Annotated in this window: 23 protein-coding genes; 16 read left to right on the forward strand and 7 right to left on the reverse strand. The window is 68.9% G+C overall.

The genetic code is table 11. The features are described from left to right. Positions 1 to 6: 6 nt before the first annotated feature. Positions 7 to 531 carry a 3-hydroxyanthranilate 3,4-dioxygenase gene (locus GGR66_RS06985; protein WP_184447761.1) on the reverse strand — a complete coding sequence of 175 codons (525 nt, stop codon included), beginning with the start codon at positions 529 to 531 and terminating at the stop codon, positions 7 to 9. Positions 532 to 570: 39 nt separating this feature from the next. Next, complete coding sequence (gene can, locus GGR66_RS06990) at positions 571 to 1,233, reverse strand: carbonate dehydratase (protein WP_160967890.1); 663 nt, start codon at positions 1,231 to 1,233, stop codon at positions 571 to 573. A 180-nt stretch (positions 1,234 to 1,413) separates the two neighbouring features. Here can and GGR66_RS06995 point away from each other — a divergent pair, with 180 nt between their 5' ends. The 9 genes from GGR66_RS06995 to GGR66_RS07035 all read left to right on the forward strand — a co-directional run bounded on the left by GGR66_RS06995 (position 1,414) and on the right by GGR66_RS07035 (position 7,146). Further along, positions 1,414 to 1,953, forward strand: coding sequence for a glycosyl hydrolase 108 family protein (locus GGR66_RS06995; RefSeq protein ID WP_184447762.1), 540 nt, complete (start codon positions 1,414 to 1,416; stop codon positions 1,951 to 1,953). A 70-nt stretch (positions 1,954 to 2,023) separates the two neighbouring features. Then, complete coding sequence (locus GGR66_RS07000) at positions 2,024 to 2,602, forward strand: DUF2589 domain-containing protein (RefSeq protein ID WP_173003349.1); 579 nt, start codon at positions 2,024 to 2,026, stop codon at positions 2,600 to 2,602. A 12-nt stretch (positions 2,603 to 2,614) separates the two neighbouring features. Then, the gene (locus tag GGR66_RS07005; RefSeq protein WP_184447763.1) at positions 2,615 to 3,247 is read left to right on the forward strand and encodes a DUF2589 domain-containing protein; all 633 of its coding nucleotides are present in this window, start codon (positions 2,615 to 2,617) and stop codon (positions 3,245 to 3,247) included. Positions 3,248 to 3,293: 46 nt separating this feature from the next. Next, a complete protein-coding gene (locus GGR66_RS07010; RefSeq protein ID WP_048492013.1) occupies positions 3,294 to 3,554 on the forward strand; it encodes a hypothetical protein in 261 nt (86 codons plus the stop codon). Next, complete coding sequence (locus GGR66_RS07015; RefSeq protein WP_184447764.1) at positions 3,554 to 4,012, forward strand: hypothetical protein; 459 nt, start codon at positions 3,554 to 3,556, stop codon at positions 4,010 to 4,012. The genes GGR66_RS07010 and GGR66_RS07015 overlap by 1 nt, the downstream gene beginning before the upstream one ends. Next, complete coding sequence (locus tag GGR66_RS07020; protein ID WP_160967882.1) at positions 4,005 to 4,193, forward strand: hypothetical protein; 189 nt, start codon at positions 4,005 to 4,007, stop codon at positions 4,191 to 4,193. The genes GGR66_RS07015 and GGR66_RS07020 overlap by 8 nt, the downstream gene beginning before the upstream one ends. Before the next feature lie 42 nt (positions 4,194 to 4,235). Next, positions 4,236 to 5,018 carry a hypothetical protein gene (locus GGR66_RS07025; RefSeq protein ID WP_184447765.1) on the forward strand — a complete coding sequence of 261 codons (783 nt, stop codon included), beginning with the start codon at positions 4,236 to 4,238 and terminating at the stop codon, positions 5,016 to 5,018. A gap of 48 nt (positions 5,019 to 5,066) precedes the next feature. After that, a complete protein-coding gene (locus tag GGR66_RS07030; protein WP_184447766.1) occupies positions 5,067 to 6,113 on the forward strand; it encodes a hypothetical protein in 1,047 nt (348 codons plus the stop codon). A gap of 322 nt (positions 6,114 to 6,435) precedes the next feature. Next, on the forward strand, positions 6,436 to 7,146 hold the full coding sequence (locus GGR66_RS07035; protein WP_160967876.1) for a response regulator transcription factor: 711 nt from the start codon (positions 6,436 to 6,438) through the stop codon (positions 7,144 to 7,146). Positions 7,147 to 7,306: 160 nt separating this feature from the next. Here the strand turns inward: GGR66_RS07035 and GGR66_RS07040 are convergent, their stop codons facing one another. The 4 genes from GGR66_RS07040 to asnS are packed head-to-tail and all read right to left on the reverse strand — an operon-like array spanning position 7,307 to position 9,968. After that, positions 7,307 to 7,927: an FMN-binding negative transcriptional regulator gene (locus GGR66_RS07040; protein ID WP_184447767.1), complete on the reverse strand. Its 621-nt coding sequence runs from the start codon at positions 7,925 to 7,927 to the stop codon at positions 7,307 to 7,309. 7 nt (positions 7,928 to 7,934) lie between these two features. Next, positions 7,935 to 8,249 (reverse strand): hypothetical protein, encoded by a 315-nt coding sequence (locus tag GGR66_RS07045; RefSeq protein WP_160967872.1) that lies wholly within the window; start codon positions 8,247 to 8,249, stop codon positions 7,935 to 7,937. Further along, positions 8,246 to 8,551 carry a hypothetical protein gene (locus GGR66_RS07050; protein ID WP_017907180.1) on the reverse strand — a complete coding sequence of 102 codons (306 nt, stop codon included), beginning with the start codon at positions 8,549 to 8,551 and terminating at the stop codon, positions 8,246 to 8,248. The genes GGR66_RS07045 and GGR66_RS07050 overlap by 4 nt, the downstream gene beginning before the upstream one ends. A gap of 22 nt (positions 8,552 to 8,573) precedes the next feature. After that, entirely contained in the window at positions 8,574 to 9,968 is a 1,395-nt protein-coding gene (gene asnS, locus GGR66_RS07055) for an asparagine--tRNA ligase (RefSeq protein ID WP_184447768.1), read from the reverse strand. 137 nt (positions 9,969 to 10,105) lie between these two features. On the opposite strand from asnS, the gene GGR66_RS07060 reads away from it, so the two are divergent. The 7 genes from GGR66_RS07060 to zipA all read left to right on the forward strand — a co-directional run bounded on the left by GGR66_RS07060 (position 10,106) and on the right by zipA (position 17,397). Beyond that, a complete protein-coding gene (locus GGR66_RS07060) occupies positions 10,106 to 10,453 on the forward strand; it encodes an iron-sulfur cluster assembly accessory protein (protein WP_160967868.1) in 348 nt (115 codons plus the stop codon). Positions 10,454 to 10,518: 65 nt separating this feature from the next. After that, positions 10,519 to 11,064 (forward strand): CbrC family protein, encoded by a 546-nt coding sequence (locus tag GGR66_RS07065; RefSeq protein WP_184447769.1) that lies wholly within the window; start codon positions 10,519 to 10,521, stop codon positions 11,062 to 11,064. Between the two features lie 327 nt (positions 11,065 to 11,391). Then, positions 11,392 to 11,826 carry a 30S ribosomal protein S6 gene (gene rpsF / locus GGR66_RS07070; protein WP_160960247.1) on the forward strand — a complete coding sequence of 145 codons (435 nt, stop codon included), beginning with the start codon at positions 11,392 to 11,394 and terminating at the stop codon, positions 11,824 to 11,826. 11 nt (positions 11,827 to 11,837) lie between these two features. Next, positions 11,838 to 12,068, forward strand: a complete 231-nt coding sequence (rpsR, locus tag GGR66_RS07075; RefSeq protein WP_002804494.1) for a 30S ribosomal protein S18 — start codon at positions 11,838 to 11,840, stop codon at positions 12,066 to 12,068. Positions 12,069 to 12,262: 194 nt separating this feature from the next. Then, a complete protein-coding gene (gene rplI, locus GGR66_RS07080; RefSeq protein ID WP_010342531.1) occupies positions 12,263 to 12,712 on the forward strand; it encodes a 50S ribosomal protein L9 in 450 nt (149 codons plus the stop codon). A gap of 329 nt (positions 12,713 to 13,041) precedes the next feature. Beyond that, the gene (smc, locus tag GGR66_RS07085; protein ID WP_184447770.1) at positions 13,042 to 16,545 is read left to right on the forward strand and encodes a chromosome segregation protein SMC; all 3,504 of its coding nucleotides are present in this window, start codon (positions 13,042 to 13,044) and stop codon (positions 16,543 to 16,545) included. Positions 16,546 to 16,659: 114 nt separating this feature from the next. After that, complete coding sequence (gene zipA / locus GGR66_RS07090) at positions 16,660 to 17,397, forward strand: cell division protein ZipA (protein ID WP_160967862.1); 738 nt, start codon at positions 16,660 to 16,662, stop codon at positions 17,395 to 17,397. A gap of 333 nt (positions 17,398 to 17,730) precedes the next feature. Here the strand turns inward: zipA and GGR66_RS07095 are convergent, their stop codons facing one another. After that, entirely contained in the window at positions 17,731 to 18,861 is a 1,131-nt protein-coding gene (locus GGR66_RS07095) for a pyridoxal phosphate-dependent aminotransferase (protein ID WP_184447771.1), read from the reverse strand. Between the last annotated feature and the right edge of the window lie 71 nt (positions 18,862 to 18,932).

Consider the following 18,932-nt stretch of genomic DNA (forward strand, 5'->3'; position numbering starts at 1 on the left):
GGGCGGTCACGGCGCGGCGGCAGCGGCCGGCAGCGGATGCACGTGGCCGCAGGCGGCGCAGGTGCGCAGCGATTCGGACGCGTAGAAGCGCGCGAACACCGGCGGGAAGTCGGTCTCGATGTTCTGCAGCGGGAAGTAGGCTTCGTACAGCAGGTGGTTGCAGCGCTCGCAGTACCAGAGCAGGCCATCCTGTTCGTGCGGCAGGCGTCGCCGCTCGATCACCAGGCCCACCGACTCCGGTCCGCGTTGCGGCGAGTGCGGCACCTTCGGCGGCAGCAGGAAGGTCTCGCCGGCGCGGATCGGGATCTCGCGCACCGCGCCGTCCTCCTGGATCTTCAGCACCATCTCGCCTTCGAGCTGGTAGAACCACTCCGGGCCTTCGTCGTAGTGGTAGTCGCTGCGCGCGTTCGGCCCGCCGACCACCATCACGATGAAGTCGCCGGCATGCATGCACTTGTTGCCGACCGGCGGCTTCAGCAGGTGCCGGTGGGCGTCGATCCAGGCGTGCAGGTTCAACGGGGCAGGGAGCATGGGGATCCTCGCGGGCGATGACGGAACGGCGCGCGCCGCTCAGCGGTCCTCGCGGTCCTGGCTGATGCGCGCCAGGGCGGCATCGTAGCGCGGCACCAGGTCGTCGATGCGACCGAGTTCCATGCCCAGGTCGTGCACGCGGCCGTCGCGCAGGCTGTAGACCCAGCCGTGCACGGTCAGTTCCTGGCCGCGCGCCCAGGCGTCGAGCACGATCGAGGTGCGGCTGACGTTGACCACCTGCTCGAGCACGTTGAGTTCGCACAGCCGCGCGTGCTGCACGTTGAGCGCGCCGGCCTGCTGCAGGCAGTGCTCGTGCTTCTCGGCCACGTCGGTGACGTGGCGGATCCAGTTGTCGACCAGGCCCAGCCGCGCGCGGGTCAGGCCGGCATGCACGCCGCCGCAACCGTAGTGGCCGACCACCAGGATGTGCCGCACCTTCAGCACCTCGACCGCGAACTGGATCACCGACAGGCAGTTGAGGTCGGTATGCACGACCACGTTGGCGATGTTGCGGTGGACGAACACCTCGCCCGGCGCCATGTCGATGATCTGGTTCGCCGGCACCCGCGAGTCGGAACAGCCGATCCACAGGTACTCCGGGGTCTGCTGCTTGGACAGACGGCTGAAGAACTCCGGATCCTCGCGGTTGATGCGTTCGGACCAGGAGCGGTTGTTGTCCAGGAGTTGCGCGATTTTGCTCATAGCGTCGCATTATTCCAGAAGCCTGGGTCCGGCGCGCAGCTGACGCATACGCCGACGCGCATGAGGGCCGCGGCGCCTCAGTGCGCAGGCGTCGCCGGATCGGGCTTTTGCCGATCCCGTTGGCGCGGCCCGCTGCGCAGACTTCCTCCACGCCCACACCGGGCATCAGCGGAGGATCCCATGGCCGACTTCAACGCATTCTTTCCGACCCTGCTCAAGCACGAGGGCGGCTTCGTCAACGATCCGGTGGACCCGGGCGGCGCCACCAACAAGGGCATCACCCTGGCGACCTTCCGCGTGTACGCCAAGAGCCTGCTGCAACTGGAACCGACCCTAGACAACCTGCGCGCACTCACCGACGCGCAGGCCGGGGTGATCTACAAGACCTGCTACTGGAATGCGGTGCACGGTGACGAGATCGCGCTGCAGCCGCTGGCCAACATCCTGTTCGACTTCCAGGTCAATGCCGGCAACAACGCCATCAAGCTGCTGCAGCGCGTGCTCAATGCGCAGACTCCGACGCTGAAGCTGCCGGAGGACGGCAAGTTGGGCCCGGCCACCCTGGCGGCGCTGCTGGCGGCCGACCAGCGCGATCTGTACGCACGCTACAAGCAGGGCCGGCGCGACTACTACCAACGGCTGGTCGCGGCCAGGCCGCCGCTGGCCAAGTTTCTCAAGGGCTGGCTGGCGCGCACCGATTCCTTCCCCGACCTGAGCTGAGCGCGCACACGGCGCACGACGCCGATCCGCCGCCGTCGCCGACGGCAGCCTTCTTTCCCCAGGAGCGACCATGGCTGGACCGACCGCATTGAACGACCTGATCGAAGCGCTGGCCGGCGCCGTGATCGAGGCGCAGGACCGCATCGAGCAGCACCAGATGGCCAACCTCGGCGACTACTTCGACGAGTTCCACCGGCCCAAGAGCGTGATCATCCGCCTGCCGTCGCAGCACCCGCAGGCCGCCGAAGGCGACGAGGACTACTACCGCGCGCCGCTGCTGCCGCTGGTCTCGACCAACGTGCTGCGGATCAAGGACGTGGAGATCAGCTTCGATGCGCAGCTCGGCGACCTCGGCGGCCTGCAATCCGCCGACGGCTTCTTCGCGCCGGAGTCGCCCGGCCCGCGCGGTGCCTGGCAGGCCAAGCGCACCGCCACCCGTTCCAGCGTGCGCGTGGATACCAGCGCCAGCGCGCGGAGCCAGCGCCAGAGTGCCGTCCACGTCGTGTTGCGCGTGGAGGGGACCGAACCGACTGACGGAGCGGCCAGATTGCTGAACCATCTGGCGCAGACGCAGGGCGTGTTCAAGACGGTCATGGCCGACAAGCCGGACGTCGCGGGCACGGACGATGTAACCAATCCCACCAACTAAGGAGTCACTGCAATGGCTGACGAACTCGTCAACATGTCAAGTCAATTCAAGGGTCTGCCGATGGGCGACCTGATCGGCGGCCCGCTGGATGCGGCCTGCGACGCGCAGGTCAAACTGGCCCGCGCCACCGCCGATTTCATCCGCGTCATCGGCTTCCTGCCGCCGGACACCCCCGACCCGAAGAATCCGCAGGCGACCGGTGCCACCCGTACCGCCAGCTTCCGCTTCAAGCGGCCGGTCGACGACCCGGACAAGGCTGGTGGCATCGCCGAGGAGGACGTCGAACTGGAAGTGCCGCTGCTGGCCATCGTCAACGTGCCCAGCCTGAGCATCCAGACCGTGGACATCACCTTCGACATGGAAGTGAAGTCGTCCTTTTCCTCCAAGGAAAAGACCGATGCCTCGGCGTCGCTGTCGGCGGACGTGGAATACGGCTTCGGCCTGTTCAAGGCCAAGGTGCACATCCAGGGCTCGGTCTCCACCAGCAAGGAGAACACGCGCAGCTCGGACAACTCGGCCAAGTACCACGTCTCGGTGCATGCCGCGGACAAGGGTCCGCCGGAAGGCCTGGCGCGGGTGCTGGACATCCTGCAGACCTCGGTGGCGCCGCGCAAGATCGGCAAGCCGATCGCGGTCAACCCGTAATCCCATAGCGGTCCGTTGAACCATCTCGTCGGGGGACTCGTCAACGATGTTCGACCTTACTGAAGTCAAGTTCGTCAAGCGGGTCGTGGTCGGTAGCGACAACCCGACGCAGATGCAGTCGCCCGAGCAGATCGAGGCGGCGCGGGCTTTGCTCAACCGCTGCCTGAGCGATTCGCCGAAGGGCGCGATCATCGGCACCGAGAAGAATTTCGCCGTGCTGCAGATCGGCGAGCACCAGGTGGTGATGCAGTGGCTGTGCTACCACGTGGGCTTTCCGCGCAAGCCCGGCTGGTTGAAGGACGACTGATGGCCAGGCTGCGCTGCGAGTTCGACCTGTTCCTGCAGGGGCTGTCGGCGGCCTTACTGGATGCGCAGCGGCGCTGCCGCGCGCGTCACGCACAGGCATTGCGCGCCTGCTTCGGCGCAGGCGAGACGCTGCAGGTGGAAACGGATGCGGCCGAGCCGCCGTCGCTGCAGATCCCGTTGTGGGAACTGCGTGCCTGGCAGTTGCCGCAGATCGGCGAGTTGGCCCTGGCCTTCGACGTCGAACTGGACGTGGTGGACGTGCCGGACGAGGCGCCGCGCCTGCTGCTGCAGGTGCAGCCGCGCCGGCCGCGCCGGCCCGGCCACCGCTTGCAGGTCCTGTTCCGCGGCACCCACACCCCGGTCGGCGAGGTGCTGTTCGACGGTCAACGGCTGAAGCTGTGGCACCTGTCCGACGCGCCCGCCCCGCACGATCCCGCCCAGGAGAGCGCACATGCGTAGACACGGCTTCATCCTGTCCCGGCACGACACCGACCTGTGGTGCCGAGAACTGCACATCGACCTGCGCTCGCTGGCCCGCGCGCAGCGGCTGCGCCGGCGTCGACGCCGGGCGCTGTGGCTGCTTGCCGTACTGTTTCTCGTGGCGGCCGTCCTGGCGCTGATCCGGTTCGGTCTGTCCTGACCGCGCCCTTCGTTTTTCCTTCATATCCAACAGGAGAGTCGCATGCGTATCCGTTCGCGTGGTGTTGCGCGTTTCCCGCTCTGGCTGGGGCTGTGCCTGTCCCTGCCGTCCGCCGTCGTTGCCGCGCCGCAGGCGTCTGCGCCTGCCGCGCCGGTCGCAGCGGCCAGTGCCGAGGCGCTGCCGCCCGGCGAATGGAGCGGCACCCTGGCGACTGACGCGCAGCGCCTGGCCTCGGTGCGCCTGGTCCAGCGGGACGGCAAGGCCCGGTTGATGTTCGGCTCGCCGCTGAACTGCGCGCTGCTGGTCAAGCCGCAAGCGGACGGCAGCTTCGCGCTGGAGTCGATCAATGGCGGTGCCTACTGCGACAAGCTGATGGGCAAGCCGCTGCGCGTGCAACGCAGCGGCGACGACCTGCGGCTCAATGTCGGCGGCACGGACCTGCCGGTCGTGCTGCATACCGATCCGGGCCAGCCCAGCCCGCTGCAGGGCGCATGGCGCGGGTTGATTCGTCCCGATTACGGTAATGGGGCATATACCGTGCAGCTGAGCGTCGCCGCGACGCCGCAGGCGCCGGGCAACGCCACGGTACAGTTGCGCTACGGCGCGCCGCGCGAGTGCAGGGTGCAGGGACGCTACCTCGACACGCGCGAGGGAGCAGCGCTGTACGCGCTGGACATGAACGATCAGGGCACCTGCGCGCGCCTGGGCGACGGCCAGCTGACGCTGCGCGCGAGGCCGGACGGCAAGCTCGAACTGCAGACCGTGGACCGCGCCGGGACGCGCCGGGAAAACGCATTGCTGGAGCGTGCGCCCGCCAACCCGTAATCCGCCGCACGCAGGCGCCGGCCACCGCTTCCGTCCAGGAGTGTTGCGATGAACGTCTGGATCAAGACGCTGGCCGGCGCCCTGTGGCGTCGGCTGCGCGCGGCACGCAACGCCGTGCCGCGCCTGCCGCCGCCGGGCATCCTGCCGCAGTTGCGTGCGGAGTGCGAAGCGATGGCCCGCTACGCGCTGGAGCATGGCATGGCGGTGCCGCCGGAGCTGATTGCGCGGCTGTCCATGCTGTTATGCGCCGCTTCGTCGGACGGCGAGGCGGGCGACATCGAGCAGCGCGCGCACGAACTGGCGGTGACCCATCGGCGGTTGGCGCAACTGATCCGCCCGGCGACCCCGCAGGCGGTATTCCTGCTCGACGCCGAGCGGCGCCGTCCGCACTGGGCGACCTTGCTCGGTCCGCTGCCGCTGGTGCGCGCGCTGACCGCCACCTCGCTGTTGTTCCTGTTCGCGGTGGTGGCATCGGCGCTGTCCAGCAAGGTCAGCGCTGACAACGTGCGCCTGGGGTTCCTGGATTCCTCGGGCAGCGTGCTGCTGTGGAACGCGCTGTTCCTGCTGTTCTGCGCCGGCCTGGGCGCCTCGTTCTCCTCGCTGTTCCAGGTGCACCGCTACGTCGCCGACGCCAGCTACGACCCCAAGTACGACGCCTCGTACGGCGCACGCATGATCCTGGGCCTGATCGCCGGCCTGATCCTGGTCGAGGTGCTGCCGCCGGACCTGTTCGAAAGCGGTGGCATGCGCAGCTTCGGCAAGCCGACCCTGGCGATGCTCGGCGGCTTTTCCGCCACCGCGGTGTATCGCCTGCTGCAGCGCCTGGTCGACGCCATGGAAACGCTCGTGCGCGGCGACACCTCCGCGCAGGCGCAGGCGTCGCTGGAAGTGCAGCGCGCCAGCAACGACACCGAGCGCATGCGCTGGCAGGGCGAGCTGGCCGCGCAGTTGATGGCCTTGCAGCAGTCGATCGAGGTCGGCACGCCGCCGGCCGCGATCCAGCAGCGGCTCGCCGAGTTCGCCCGCGCCATGCTGCAGGTGGAGGCCGCCCGGTTGCCGCCACCACCACCGCCGCCAACCGCTGCTGCGGAATGAGCATGCCGGCGTATCGCCGGCGTCCCACCATCGTTCGTCGGCGCAGGACTTCGTTCTGCGTCACAGCGTGTGCGCCCTAGCACGGGATTCTGTCTACAAACCGAGACGAATGCGGCAATCCGCACAAGTTCAGCCGTCGCCGCCATCCATATCAGCCTGAAGCCGATGGCCGCCATGGCCCAGCGTGACAAGCTGAGGACGTAACGCAAGCGCAGGTTCCGCGCTGTCGCATCGGTTGAAAAAAGGGGCGCGTCGCACTGCAGCGGACGCGGGTTGCCGCGCGGTCGCGCGTTGGGAGTTCCATTACCAACACAGGTAGAGAATGAACACACGTATCGTGATTGCCGCCGAACGCAGCATCGTGCTGGAGGGCATGGTGGCCCTGTTGGACAATACGCCGGACATCGACGTGGTCGGCCACGCGGTCGACGGACTGGAGTGCGTGCAACTGGTGACCCGGCAGCAGCCGGACGTCGTGCTGATGGATGTGATGCTGCCGGGACTCAACGGCATCGAGGCCACCCGTCGGCTACTGCAGCGCAGCCCGCGCAGCAAGGCCATCTGCATTGCCGCCTCCGATGCCGCAGTCAACGTACGCGCGGCCATCGACGCCGGCGCCAAGGGCTACCTGGCGCGCAACAGCACCTTCCACGAATTGCTGCGCGCGATCCAGCAGGTCGGCAACGATCAGTTGTACATCAGCCCGCAGCTGTCGCAGTCGCTGGTCAGCGAGTACCGCTGCCCGCCCGGTGACGCGGTTTCCGCCTATACGCTGCTGACCTCGCGCGAACGCGAGATCGTGCAGTTGCTGTCCGAGGGATTGTCGACCAAGGAGATCGCCGCACGCCTGCACATCAGCGTCAAGACCATCGGCACCCATCGCGAACACATCATGCTCAAGCTGGGCATGCAGAGCATCGCGCAATTGACCCGGTACGCGATCCGCGAAGGCCTGTCGCCGCTGGACGGCGGCCGCGCCAGCGCGCACCGCGCTGATCGCGACCGGCAAGGGCCGGCCAGCCGTTGCGGCTGAGTGGCGCGCGCGTCAGGACGGTGCGGCCGCCAGGCGGCGCGCCCGGCACTCGCGATCTTCATGCATCACGCATGCGTTGCGGTCGCTGCTGCGCGCCATCGGCCCGGCCTGACCGCTCTGCGTTCGGTCGTGTTCGCCACGCTGGATCGCGGCCGCGCGTTCAGTCCTGGCGTCGCGCGCGCATCAGTGCCGCAATGCCTTGCGCGCCGGCGTCGGCCTGGGCCTGCAACGCCTCGCGCACTGCGGCCTGGTTCGCCGGCGGATGGTTCTGGCTGAGCTTGAACTTCAGTTCGACCCGCTCGACCTCCAGGCGGAAGCCGACGATGCCGCGCAACTGGCGCCGGTGCGCGTCGTTGTCCGGCTCGTAGCGCCAGTCGCTGCCCAACGCGCGCTCGTGGCGTTCGCTCAGCCGCGCCACCACGTCGGCCAGCATGGCCTCATCGTCGCTGGGTTGCAGGTGACCGTGCAGGTGCGCCGTGGCGTAGTTCCAGGTCGGCACCCGCGCCATCGCGTCCTTGTCCGGATACCAGCCCGGCGAGACGTAGGCATGCGGGCCGTGCACGATCAGCAAGGCCGGCCCGGCGTGCCGGGCCTGCGGGTTGGCCCGCGACCAATGGCCTTCGACCAGGATGCGCGCGCCGTCGCGCCGGTACAGCACCGGCAACGGCGTGGCGCAGGGCAGGCCGTCGGCGACGGTGACCAGGGTGGCGAACGGGTGGTGCGCGATCAGCGCGTCCAGCGCGCCCAGGTCGTGTTCGGCGAAGGCGGGCGGAACGTGCATCGCCAGGTCAGGCGCGCGCGCCCAGGCTCTGGGTCATGCGTCCGCGCAGGCCGGCGTCGTCGTCGGCCTGCGGCGGCGACACCTCGCTCAACGAGAAGCCGCGCGCCCGCGCATCGTCTTCGTCGAGACCATCGAAAGCGACGAACTCGGCGTCGAACAGCGCCGCGCGGGCGGTGTCCTCGCTGTCGTAGCTGAGCGTATTGCCGTCGCTGTCCAGCACCTCGGCGGTGCCGGCGTCGCGCACGCGCAGGCGCGCCCACACCAGCAGGCGGCCGAGACTGGCCAGGTACCACTGATCGTGGGAGGGGGAATCTGAAGTCATGGGATCACCAGGGAAAGCAGCCAGAGCAGGGCGGCCATGCCCAGGCCGAAGAAGATGGTCATCAGCGACAGCCAGGCCGGCGTCGCCAGCCCGGAGAGCCCGCGGTCGCCGAGCGGGCGGTAGCGCCGCGCCAGCAGCCAGCCGAGCGCGACCGGCTTGAGGAAGGCGCCCGGCCCGAACGCCGCCACCAGCGGCGGATGGCGGTCGCGGATGTGCACCAGGGTCAGCGGCCAGAAGATCAGGAACGCGCTGGCCCCGGCGATCGCCACGCCGACGAAGCACAGCGCGAAGAACAGGATCATGGCGCGCGCTCCCCTGGCCGGCTCAGAACTCGGCGCTGCCCGGCGCGCGCGGGTAGGGGATGGCGTCGCGGATGTTGCTCAGCCCGCACACGTACACCACCAGGCGCTCGAAGCCCAGGCCGAAGCCAGCGTGCGGCACCGTGCCGTAGCGGCGGAAGTCGCGGTACCAGCCGTAGTGCTGCGGATCCAGGCCGAACTGCTGCATGCGCGCGTCGAGCACGTCCAGGCGTTCCTCGCGCTGGCTGCCGCCGATGATCTCGCCGATGCCGGGGGCCAGCACGTCCATCGCCGCCACGGTCTTGCCGTCGTCGTTCAGGCGCATGTAGAAGGCCTTGATGTGCTCGGGGTAATTGGTCACCACCACCGGGCGGCCGACGTGTTGCTCGGTCAGCCAGCGCTCGTGCTCGGTCTGCAGGTCCAGGCCCCATTCCACCGGGAACTCGAACTTCTGCCCGGACTTCTGCAGCAGGCCGATCGCGTCGCCGTACTCGATGCGCTCGAACGGCGAGTTGATGAAGGTCTCCAGCTTGCTGATCGCGGTCTTGTCCACGCGCTCGGCGATGAACGCCAGGTCGTCGCCGCGCTCTTCCAGCACCGCGCGGAACAGGTACTTCAGGAAGTCCTCGGCGACCCGCGCGTCCTCGGCCAGGTCGGCGAAGGCGATCTCCGGCTCGATCATCCAGAACTCGGCCAGGTGGCGAGTGGTGTGACTGTTCTCGGCGCGGAAGGTCGGGCCGAAGGTGTAGACCTTGCTCAGCGCCAGGCAGTAGGCCTCGACGTTGAGCTGGCCGGATACGGTCAGGAAGGTCTCCTTGCCGAAGAAGTCGCGGCCGAAGTCGACCTGGCCCTGCGCGTCGCGCGGCAGGTTGGCCATGTCCAGCGTGGAAACGCGGAACATCTGCCCGGCGCCTTCGGCGTCGGAGGTGGTGATGATCGGCGTGCTGATCCAGTTGTAGCCGTTGAGGTGGAAGTAGCGGTGCACCGCCTGCGCCAGGCAGTTGCGGATGCGCGTCACCGCGCCGAACAGGTTGGTGCGCGGGCGCAGGTGCGCGACCTCGCGCAGGAACTCCGGCGACATCGGCTTGGGCTGGATCGGGTAGGTCAGCGGGTCCTCGACCCAGCCGACCACTTCGACGGAACTGGCCTGGATCTCGAACGACTGGCCCTTGCCCTGCGACTTGACCAGCACGCCCTTGGCGATCAGCGAGCAGCTGCCGGTGAGCCGCTTGACCTCGTCGAAGTTGGGCAGTGCATCGGTCGCCACCACCTGGATCGGGGCGAAGCAGGAGCCGTCGCTCACATTGATGAAAGCCAGTCCGGCAGATCCGCGCAGCGTGCGCACCCATCCCCGCACCGTGACTTCGCCGCCTTCCGGGATCTTCCCGGCCAGCGCATGTGCAACGCTCACCACCGTCATGACTTGAATCCTCGCCGCAGCGACTCGATATGGAAGGGGCAAGTGTACTGGCTGGAGCGCAGCGCTTGCGAGGCGTGGCGGCGATCGGCCGCCGTCCTCCCTATAATGTCCGCTCGCAGTTGTCCGGAGTCGTCGCCATGGCCGTCCATCTCACCCCCGTCGCCCATGCCCGCGTGCAGCGCTTCGTCGCACAGACGCCTGGCGCCCTGGGATTGCGCTTCGGCGTCGAGCGCACCGGCTGTTCCGGCTGGGGCCATGTCACCGACCTGGCGCGCGAGGCGCGTCCGGACGACGCGGTGTTCGAGCAGGACGGCGTGCGCATCTACGTCGATGCCACCAGCCTGCCGCTGGTGGACGGCACCGAGATCGACTTCGGCAAGCAGGGCCTTGGCGAGACCTTCGTGTTCCGCAACCCGAATGCCACCGCCGAATGCGGCTGCGGCGAGAGCTTCACCACCGACGCCGCGCACGCCGACGCGCCCTGAGCGTCGACGCACCGGTCAAGCGGCCTCCTCCGCGGAGGGCGTAGGGCAGGGCGGTATCGGTTCGCATGCAACTGCCTCAGTTCCTCCATCATCCCAACGCCTATGCGCTGTGCTTCGCGCAGGAAGACGGCGTCTGCGATTGCTGCGGCGAAACCCGCGCGTGGCGCTACCAGGGGCCGTTCTACTGTATCGGCGACGGTCCGGAGTTCCTGTGTCCCTGGTGCATCGCCGACGGTCGCGCCGCGGCCCGCTTCGAGGGCGAGTTCAACGACTGGGCGGAGATCGAGGGCGTCTCGCCCGACCCGGACGACGCGCCGCCGGCCATCGATGCCGCGCTGCTGCAGGCGATCTGCACGCGCACGCCGGGGTATTCGGCCTGGCAGCAGCCGGTGTGGCTGAGCCATTGCGACCAGCCCTGCGCCTTCCTTGGCTACGCCGGGGGCGATGACCTCGCGCCGATCCTGGACGAGGTCATGCCCGACATCGTCGAGGTCACCCCGCGCGATGCGGACTGGCTGCTGGCGCGGCTGTCCCGCGATGGCACGCTGGTCGGCTGCCTGTTCCGTTGCCTGCAGTGCGGCCAGCATCGCCTGCATGTCGATACGGGGTGAGTTCGAAGGCCGGGACCCGGGGCCCGGGACCGGGGACCCGGAAGAGCGGTCTGGATCTCTTCTTCGTGCAGGTGGGTTGAGACATCTCGCCACGAGAGGCCGGGCGGCCTTGCTTTCCGGGTCCCGGGCCCCGGGTCCCGGGCCCCGGGTCCCGGCTTCGTTAAGCCAGGACATTCATTCCGCCTCCGTTTCGACAGCTTGTCCGTGGCGGCAGTTCTACGCCATAATGTGCGGCTTCCTGCCTTCCCGGCGGGAGTCCTTGCCCCACCGCCGTCACCACCGCGGGGGGCTGTCCGGCCGCAAGGCCACATCCGAAAGGTAAACACCATGAGTCGTCATTACGAAATCGTGTTCCTGGTCCACCCGGATCAGAGCGAGCAGGTCCCGGCCATGATCGAGCGCTACAAGTCGCTGGTCGAGAACGGCAAGGGCACCATCCACCGTCTGGAAGACTGGGGCCGCCGCCAGCTGGCGTACCCGATCCAGAACCTGGTGAAGGCCCACTACGTCATGCTGAACATCGAAGTGGACCAGGCCGTGCTGAGCGAGCTGGTCGAGAGCTTCCGCTTCAACGACGCGGTGCTGCGCCACCTGGTGATCAAGCGCGACGGTCCGGACACCGAGCAGTCGCTGATCATGAAGAGCAAGGACGAGAAGGCCGACAAGCCCGAGCGCGGTGAGCGCCGTCGTCGCGACGACGAAGAGGGCGATGCGCCCGCCGCCGCCACCGAAACCGACGGCGACGCCGCCGAAGCCGCCTAAGGAGCACGCTCATGTCCAAGTTCTTCCGTCGTCGCAAGTTCTGCAAGTTCACCGCCGAGGGCGTCAAAGAGATCGACTACAAGGATCTCAACACCCTGCGCCAGTACCTCACCGAGAACGGCAAGATCGTGCCGAGCCGCGTGACCGGCACCAAGTCCAAGTACCAGCGTCAGCTGGCCACGGCGGTCAAGCGCGCGCGTTTCCTGGCGCTGATCCCGTACACGGACAACCACGACGTTTGATTCCGGGTCTCCCGGAACGCAACACGGCCCGCACCTTCCGGTGCGGGCATTCAACCGAAGTCTGGTGATCGAAGAGTGCGGTGCCGATCGGGTGCAAATCCCGATTCCCGAATCCCCAATCCCGGCTTCTCCTATTCGGACAGCACCCGTTGCGGCGGCCGCGTGCCGACGCTAACGAATAACGGAGCAAGACCATGCAACTGATTCTTCTGCAGAAAGTGACCAACCTGGGCGGCCTCGGCGACAAGGTCGACGTCAAGCCGGGCTACGGCCGCAACTACCTGGTGCCGCAGGGCAAGGCCGTGCCGGCCACCGCTGCCAACATCGCCGAGTTCGAAGCCAAGCGCGCCGAGTACGAAGCCAAGGCCAAGTCGATCCACGACGACGCCGAAGCCCGTGCCGCCAAGCTGGAAGGCGCCAGCGTGACCGTCAAGGCCAACGCGTCCACCGAAGGCAAGCTGTACGGCTCGGTCGGCCCGCGCGACATCGCCGAAGCCTTCACCGCCGCCGGCATGCCGCTGGAGAAGGGCGAAGTGGTGCTGGGCGAAGGCGCGTTCCGCAACATCGGCGAGTACGAGGTGCTGGTTCGCCTGCACGCCGACGTGGAAACCACGGTCAAGGTCGTGGTCGAAGCCGACGCCTGATCGCGTCGTCATCGCTGTACCGACACGGGCACCGCAAGGTGCCCGTGTCGTTTGTGCCGACCTGCGCCGCCGTCGGCGGGTCGTGTGGCCCTGGCTGGCACGGCTGGCGGGGACCGGTCGCCTGCAGGTTCGATCGCCGTCGCATCGGCGCCACCCGGCGCAGGCCGCCCCGGTGCCGCGCAGGGGCCGCTATACTCAGCGACTCGTGTCCGATGTCGACCCGGTGGTGTAGCCGCATCAATGGGTTGGAAGCAGGACCTCACCTGGATCTTCATTAGCGGCAGCGCAGCTCGGAATGCCGGCGGCGCCTGCCATGGATTGCCCGCACCATGCGCCTGTCGACCATCAAGCTGTCCGGCTTCAAGTCCTTCGTCGATCCGACCACGCTGCACCTGCCGACCAACATGACCGGCATCGTCGGTCCGAACGGCTGCGGCAAGTCGAACATCATCGACGCGGTGCGCTGGGTGATGGGCGAAAGTTCGGCCAGCCGCCTGCGCGGCGATTCGCTGACCGACGTGATCTTCTCCGGTTCCTCGGCGCGCAAGCCGGTGTCGCAGGCCACGGTGGAGCTGATCTTCGACAACTCCGACCACACCATCTCCGGCGAGTACGCCTCGTTCAACGAGATCTCGGTCAAGCGCCAGGTCAGCCGCGACGGCAGCAGCAGCTACTACCTCAACGGCACCAAGTGCCGGCGCCGCGACATCACCGACCTGTTCCTGGGCACGGGCCTGGGCCCGCGCAGCTACTCGATCATCGAGCAGGGCATGATCAGCCAGATCATCGAGGCGCGCCCGGAGGACTTGCGCGTGTACCTGGAGGAGGCCGCCGGCATCTCCAAGTACAAGGAGCGGCGCAAGGAGACCGAGACCCGCATCCGCCACACCCGCGAGAACCTGGAGCGCCTGGGCGACCTGCGCGAGGAGATCGGCAAGCAGCTCGAGCACCTCAAGCGCCAGGCGCGCCAGGCCGAGCAGTACCAGGCGCTGCAGGAAGAACGGCGGATCAAGGACGCGCAGTGGAAGGCGCTGGAATACCGCGGCCTGGACGGGCGCCTGCAGGGCCTGCGCGAGGCGCTGGGCCAGGAAGAGACCCGCCTACAGCAACTGATCGCCGAGCAGCGCGATGCCGAGGCGCGCATCGAGACCGGCCGCGTGCGCCGCGAGGAAGCCGCCGAGGCGCTGAGCACCGCGCAGGCCGAGGTCTACAGGGTCGGCAGCACCCTGGCCCGGATCGAACAGCAGATCCAGCACCAGCGCGACCTGTCGCAGCGTCTGCACAAGGCGCGCGACGAGGCGCAACTGGCGCTGGCCGAGCTCGGCCAGCACATCGGCACCGACGAGGCCAAGCTGGCGCTGTTGCGCGAATCGGTCGACGTGGCCGGCCCGCAGCTGGAGCAGCTGCAGGAAGACAACGAATACAAGCAGGAAGCGCTGCGCGAGGCCGAGGCGCGCCTGGCCGACTGGCAGCAGCGCTGGGAATCGCATCAGCGCAACACCGCCGAAGCCTCGCGCGCCGGCGAGGTGGAGCGCACCCGCGTCGATTACCTGGACCGGCAGTCGCTGGAGGCCGAGCGCCGCCGCGAGGCGCTGCTGGCCGAGCGCGCCGGGCTAGACCTGGACGCGCTGGCCGAGGCGTTCGCGCAGCTGGAACTGCAGCACGAGACCCAGCGCGCCGCGCTGGATGGCCTGAACGAGCAGGTCGAGGCGCGCAAGCAGGCCGTGGCGGCGCTGCAGGACCAGCAGCGCACCGCCCAGGCCGAGCTGGCCGACGTGCGCAAGCAGGCGCAGTCCGCGCGCGGCCGGCTGTCGTCGCTGGAAACCCTGCAGCAGGCCGCGCTCGGCCAGGAGCAGGGCGCGGCGGTGGCCTGGCTGCAGGCGCGCGGGCTGGATTCGGCGGCGCGCGTCGGCGAGCGGCTCAGCGTGGAGAGCGGCTGGGAGAATGCGGTCGAAGGCGCGCTCGGGCAGTTGATCGAAGGCGTGCTGGTGGAGGCGCCGGAAACCCTGGTCGACGCCCTTGGCGAACTCGGCGAAGGCCGCATCGCCCTGGTCAGCGGCGCCGAGGCGGCCGAGACCTTCGCGCCGACCTCGCTCGCGGCCAAGGTGCAGGGGCCGATCGCGATCCGCCGGCTGCTGGCGCGGCTGCATGCCGCCGAGGATTTGAGCGCGGCGCGGGCGTTGCTGCCGCAGCTGGGCGAGGGCGATTCCATCGTCACCCGCGACGGCGCGCGCCTGGGCCAGGGCTGGCTGCGGGTGTCGCGCTCCGGCGCGGCCAAGCAGGGCGCGCTGCTGCGCGAGCGCGAGATCCAGAGCCTGCGTGGCCAGATCGAGACGCTGCAGGAGCGCGAGGCCGACCTCGAACACCGCCTGGGCGAGCTGCGCGCGCAACTGCTGGCCGGCGAGCAGCAGCGCGAGGACGCGCAGCGCCAACTGTACCAGGCGCACCGCAGCGCCTCCGAACTGGCCGGGCAGTTGCAGAGCCAGCAAGGCAAGGTCGACGCCGCGCGCACCCGCATCGAGCGTATCGAGCTGGAGGTCGCGCAGTTGCTGGAAACCCTAGACAGCAGCCGCGAGCAGGCGCGCGAGGCGCGCTCCAAGCTGGAGGACGCGGTCACCAGCATGGGCGACCTGGAGTCGGTGCGGCACGCGCTGGAAAGCGAGCGCCGTCAGCTCACCGAGGCGCGCGACCTGGCCCGCGACGCCGCGCGGCGGGTGCGCGAGGCCTCGCACGCGCTGGCCCTGACCCTGGAGTCGCAGCGCACCCAGATCGCTTCGCTGAGCCAGGCGCTGGAGCGCATGGGCAACCAGCGCGGGCAGCTGGACGCGCGCCTGGGCGAACTCAGCGCGCAGTTGAACGAGGGCGATTCGCCGGTGCTGGCCCTGGAGGCCGAGCACCAGGCCGCGCTGAGCGAGCGCGTGCGCACCGACCGCGCGCTCGGCGAGGCGCGCGCGCTGCTCGACGGCATCGACAACGAACTGCGCGCGCTGGAGCAGACCCGCCAGCAGCGCGACGAACAGGCGCTGGCGCAGCGCGAGCGCATCGCCCAGCGCCGGCTCGACCAGCAGGCGCTGGTGCTCAGCGCCGAGCAGTTGTCGGCGGCGGTGGTCAAGGCCGGCTTCGCGCTGGAGGACGTCATCAATGGCCTGCCCGAACACGCCGACCCGGCCGAATGGGAGCAGGCGGTGCAGCAGATCGATGGACGCATGCGCCGGCTGGAACCGGTCAACCTGGCGGCGATCAGCGAGTACGGCGAGGCGGCGCAGCGCGCCGAGTACCTGGAAGCGCAGGACGTCGACCTGAACACCGCGCTGGAAACCCTGGAAGACGCCATCCGCAAGATCGACCGCGAGACTCGCGGCCGCTTCAAGGACACCTTCGACCGGGTCAACTCCGGCGTGCAGGCGCTGTATCCGCGTTTGTTCGGCGGCGGCCATGCCTACCTCGAGCTGACCGGCGAGGACCTGCTGGATACCGGCGTGGCGATCATGGCGCGGCCCCCGGGCAAGCGCGTGTCCAGCATCTCGCTGCTGTCCGGCGGCGAGAAGGCGATGACCGCGGTGGCGCTGGTGTTCGCGATCTTCCAGCTCAACCCGGCGCCGTTCTGCCTGCTCGACGAGGTGGACGCGCCGCTGGACGAAGCCAACGTCGGCCGCCTGGCGGCGATGGTCAAGGAAATGAGCGAGAAGGTGCAGTTCCTGTTCGTCAGCCACAACAAGGCGACGATGGAGGCGGCGCATCAGCTCAGCGGCGTCACCATGCGCGAGCCCGGCGTCAGCCGCCTGGTCAGCGTGGACCTCGAGGAGGCCGCGCGTTTGGCGGGCGCGGCCTGACGTGACATGCTAAAGGACGTGATGCGCGTCGAGGCGTTGTCCCTGTACTGGCAGCCGTCGTGCGCACCAAGCAGTTGTTTTCCCCCTGTGTACCCTTGCCGGAGTAACCCCTGAATGTCCGACATGGCAATGCTACGCATCGGCATCCTCGCCGCCGGCTTGCTGTTGATTGCGGCGATCTTCCTGTTCGGCCGCCCGAAGAAACCGAGCCAGGGCCGGCGCGTGGAGTCGGCCGATCCGGCCGCGCCGCGCCGCGAACCCTCGCTGGGCGACGCCGCCCCGGCTGTCGGCGATGACGCGCTGACCGCGGATGGTGCGGACGGCGAAGCGCGCCAGCCCGACCTGGGCCTGCCCGCGGCGGAGTCGCCCGGCGCCGACCTCGGCAAGCGGCCGAGCCAGGATTTCGACAAGATCGTCTCGCTGTACGTCGCCGCCCGCGCCGGGCAGGTGTTGCGCGGCGAGGACATCGTGGTGGCCGCGGAGAAGACCGGCCTGACCTTCGGTCACATGAACGTGTTCCACCGCCTGGTGGAAGGGCATCCCGAGCGCGGCCCGATCTTCAGCATGGCCAGCATCATGAAGCCGGGCAGCTTCGACATGGCGCACATCCGCGAGATGGAGACCCCCGCGATCGCCTTCTTCCTGACCCTGCCGGCGCCGCTGACCGCGCTCGACGCCTGGGAGAAGATGCTGCCGACCGTGCAGCGCATGGGCGAGTTGCTCGATGGCGTGGTCCTGGACGACAGCCGCAACGCCCTGGGCCGCCAGCGCATCGCCCACATCCGCGACGACCTGCGCGCCTACGACCGCCAGCACCAGGCGCCGCCGTTGACGAAAGCCCCGCGCTGGTGAGCGCCGCGCCGTTGGCGCGGCGCAGGGATTGGGGAGTTGGGATTGGGGATTCGCTTAAGGGCTGGGATTGGGGAGTTGGGATTGGGGATTCGCTTAAGGGCTGGGATTGGGGAGTTGGGATTGGGGATTCGCTTAAGGGCTGGGATTGGGGAGTCGGGATTGGGGATTCGTAAAGCGGGTCCCGAGTGCTGATCGCCCGGCGCGCTCTTCCGTTCTCCCTTCGGGAGAAGGTGCCCCGAAGGGGCGGATGAGGGTACGACCGCCGCCGACGCCAGAAACACGTGGCCTTGGCTCTCGCTAATCCCCAATCCCCAATCCCCAATCCCAGGCGCGCTACTTGCGCGCCTTAACAAACGCCTCCCGAAACCGCAGCATCTCCGCTTCGCTGCCGACGGTGACGCGCACCAGCTTCGGCCAGATCGGCCAGCTGCGGCCGACGATCACGCCTTGCTTGGCCATCGCCGCGGCAAAGGCGGCGCCGTCGCGCTTGACGTCGACCATGAAGCAGTTGGCCTGCGACGGCAGGCACTTGTAGCCCTTGCTCTGCAGCCAGGCGATGGTGGCGTCGCGGACGCGCGCGTTCTCGGCGCGGCGCGTCGGCACCAGTTGCAGGTCCTGCAGGCTGGCGATACCGGCGGCGAGGGCGGGCACCGACACCGGATTCTGGCCGAACGCGGCCAGCTTGGTCTGCAGCCCCGGCGCGGCCACCGCCAGGCCCAGTCGCAGCCCGGCCATGCCGTACAGCTTGGAGAAGGTGCGCAGCACCAGCAGGTCCTGGCGCTGGCCGATCAGATCGATCACCGACGGCTCGTCGCTGTAATGCAGGTAGGCCTCGTCGACCAGCAGCACGCTGGAGGCGGGCTTGTTGGCCAGCAGCCATTCGATGTCGGCGCGCTTGGTGATCGACCCGGTCGGGTTGTTGGGATTGCACAGGTAGATCAGGCCGGCGTTCGGATCGGCGCTGGCCATGGCCTTGACGTCGTGCGCACCGTCGGCGCGCAGCGGCACCCGCCGCACCGGTGCGCCATGCGCGGCGGCGACATCGGCCACGGCTTCGAACGTTGGATCGGCCACCACCACACCGGCGCGCGACGAGGTGAAGGCGCGCGCGGCGCGGGCCAGCGGCTCGCTGGAGCCGGGATAGACGGCCACGTGGTCGGCCGGCAGGCGTTGCTCGCCGACGAAGGCGGCGATCAGTGCGTCCGACAGCTCGAACAGGTAGCGACCGCTACGCGGCAGGATCGCCTGCGCCGCCGCCAGTGCCGTGGGCGCAGGGCCCAACGGGCATTCGTTGAAGTTCAGGTACACGGTGCCGGCCGCCGGTGCCACACCAGGTGTCGCGGCTGCGGCGGCGGCTGCCTTGCGCCGTGCCGCCTCCGCGACGGGCGCCAGACCAACGGCGCCGAGCGCCAGGCCGGAGGTGGCCAGAGACAGGAAGGAACGGCGCGAGACCGGTAGCGACACGTGGCTCTCCAGAGCGGGCGGGGGAGGTCACGTTAACGGGGTGTTAATGGCGGGGCAAGGGAGCGAGGGGC

This window comes from Xanthomonas sp. 3498, from assembly GCF_014199795.1.
GTDB classification, from domain to species: domain Bacteria; phylum Pseudomonadota; class Gammaproteobacteria; order Xanthomonadales; family Xanthomonadaceae; genus Xanthomonas_A; species Xanthomonas_A rydalmerensis.

Bases quoted from the DNA above. Each gene is read 5' to 3' on its own strand.
- GGR66_RS06985 (WP_184447761.1), bottom strand. From the start codon at position 531: ATGCTCCCTGCCCCGTTGAACCTGCACGCCTGGATCGACGCCCACCGG.
- can (WP_160967890.1), bottom strand. From the start codon at position 1,233: ATGAGCAAAATCGCGCAACTCCTGGACAACAACCGCTCCTGGTCCGAA.
- GGR66_RS06995 (WP_184447762.1), top strand. From the start codon at position 1,414: ATGGCCGACTTCAACGCATTCTTTCCGACCCTGCTCAAGCACGAGGGC.
- GGR66_RS07000 (WP_173003349.1), top strand. From the start codon at position 2,024: ATGGCTGGACCGACCGCATTGAACGACCTGATCGAAGCGCTGGCCGGC.
- GGR66_RS07005 (WP_184447763.1), top strand. From the start codon at position 2,615: ATGGCTGACGAACTCGTCAACATGTCAAGTCAATTCAAGGGTCTGCCG.
- GGR66_RS07010 (WP_048492013.1), top strand. From the start codon at position 3,294: ATGTTCGACCTTACTGAAGTCAAGTTCGTCAAGCGGGTCGTGGTCGGT.
- GGR66_RS07015 (WP_184447764.1), top strand. From the start codon at position 3,554: ATGGCCAGGCTGCGCTGCGAGTTCGACCTGTTCCTGCAGGGGCTGTCG.
- GGR66_RS07020 (WP_160967882.1), top strand. From the start codon at position 4,005: ATGCGTAGACACGGCTTCATCCTGTCCCGGCACGACACCGACCTGTGG.
- GGR66_RS07025 (WP_184447765.1), top strand. From the start codon at position 4,236: ATGCGTATCCGTTCGCGTGGTGTTGCGCGTTTCCCGCTCTGGCTGGGG.
- GGR66_RS07030 (WP_184447766.1), top strand. From the start codon at position 5,067: ATGAACGTCTGGATCAAGACGCTGGCCGGCGCCCTGTGGCGTCGGCTG.
- GGR66_RS07035 (WP_160967876.1), top strand. From the start codon at position 6,436: ATGAACACACGTATCGTGATTGCCGCCGAACGCAGCATCGTGCTGGAG.
- GGR66_RS07040 (WP_184447767.1), bottom strand. From the start codon at position 7,927: ATGCACGTTCCGCCCGCCTTCGCCGAACACGACCTGGGCGCGCTGGAC.
- GGR66_RS07045 (WP_160967872.1), bottom strand. From the start codon at position 8,249: ATGACTTCAGATTCCCCCTCCCACGATCAGTGGTACCTGGCCAGTCTC.
- GGR66_RS07050 (WP_017907180.1), bottom strand. From the start codon at position 8,551: ATGATCCTGTTCTTCGCGCTGTGCTTCGTCGGCGTGGCGATCGCCGGG.
- asnS (WP_184447768.1), bottom strand. From the start codon at position 9,968: ATGACGGTGGTGAGCGTTGCACATGCGCTGGCCGGGAAGATCCCGGAA.
- GGR66_RS07060 (WP_160967868.1), top strand. From the start codon at position 10,106: ATGGCCGTCCATCTCACCCCCGTCGCCCATGCCCGCGTGCAGCGCTTC.
- GGR66_RS07065 (WP_184447769.1), top strand. From the start codon at position 10,519: ATGCAACTGCCTCAGTTCCTCCATCATCCCAACGCCTATGCGCTGTGC.
- rpsF (WP_160960247.1), top strand. From the start codon at position 11,392: ATGAGTCGTCATTACGAAATCGTGTTCCTGGTCCACCCGGATCAGAGC.
- rpsR (WP_002804494.1), top strand. From the start codon at position 11,838: ATGTCCAAGTTCTTCCGTCGTCGCAAGTTCTGCAAGTTCACCGCCGAG.
- rplI (WP_010342531.1), top strand. From the start codon at position 12,263: ATGCAACTGATTCTTCTGCAGAAAGTGACCAACCTGGGCGGCCTCGGC.
- smc (WP_184447770.1), top strand. From the start codon at position 13,042: ATGCGCCTGTCGACCATCAAGCTGTCCGGCTTCAAGTCCTTCGTCGAT.
- zipA (WP_160967862.1), top strand. From the start codon at position 16,660: ATGTCCGACATGGCAATGCTACGCATCGGCATCCTCGCCGCCGGCTTG.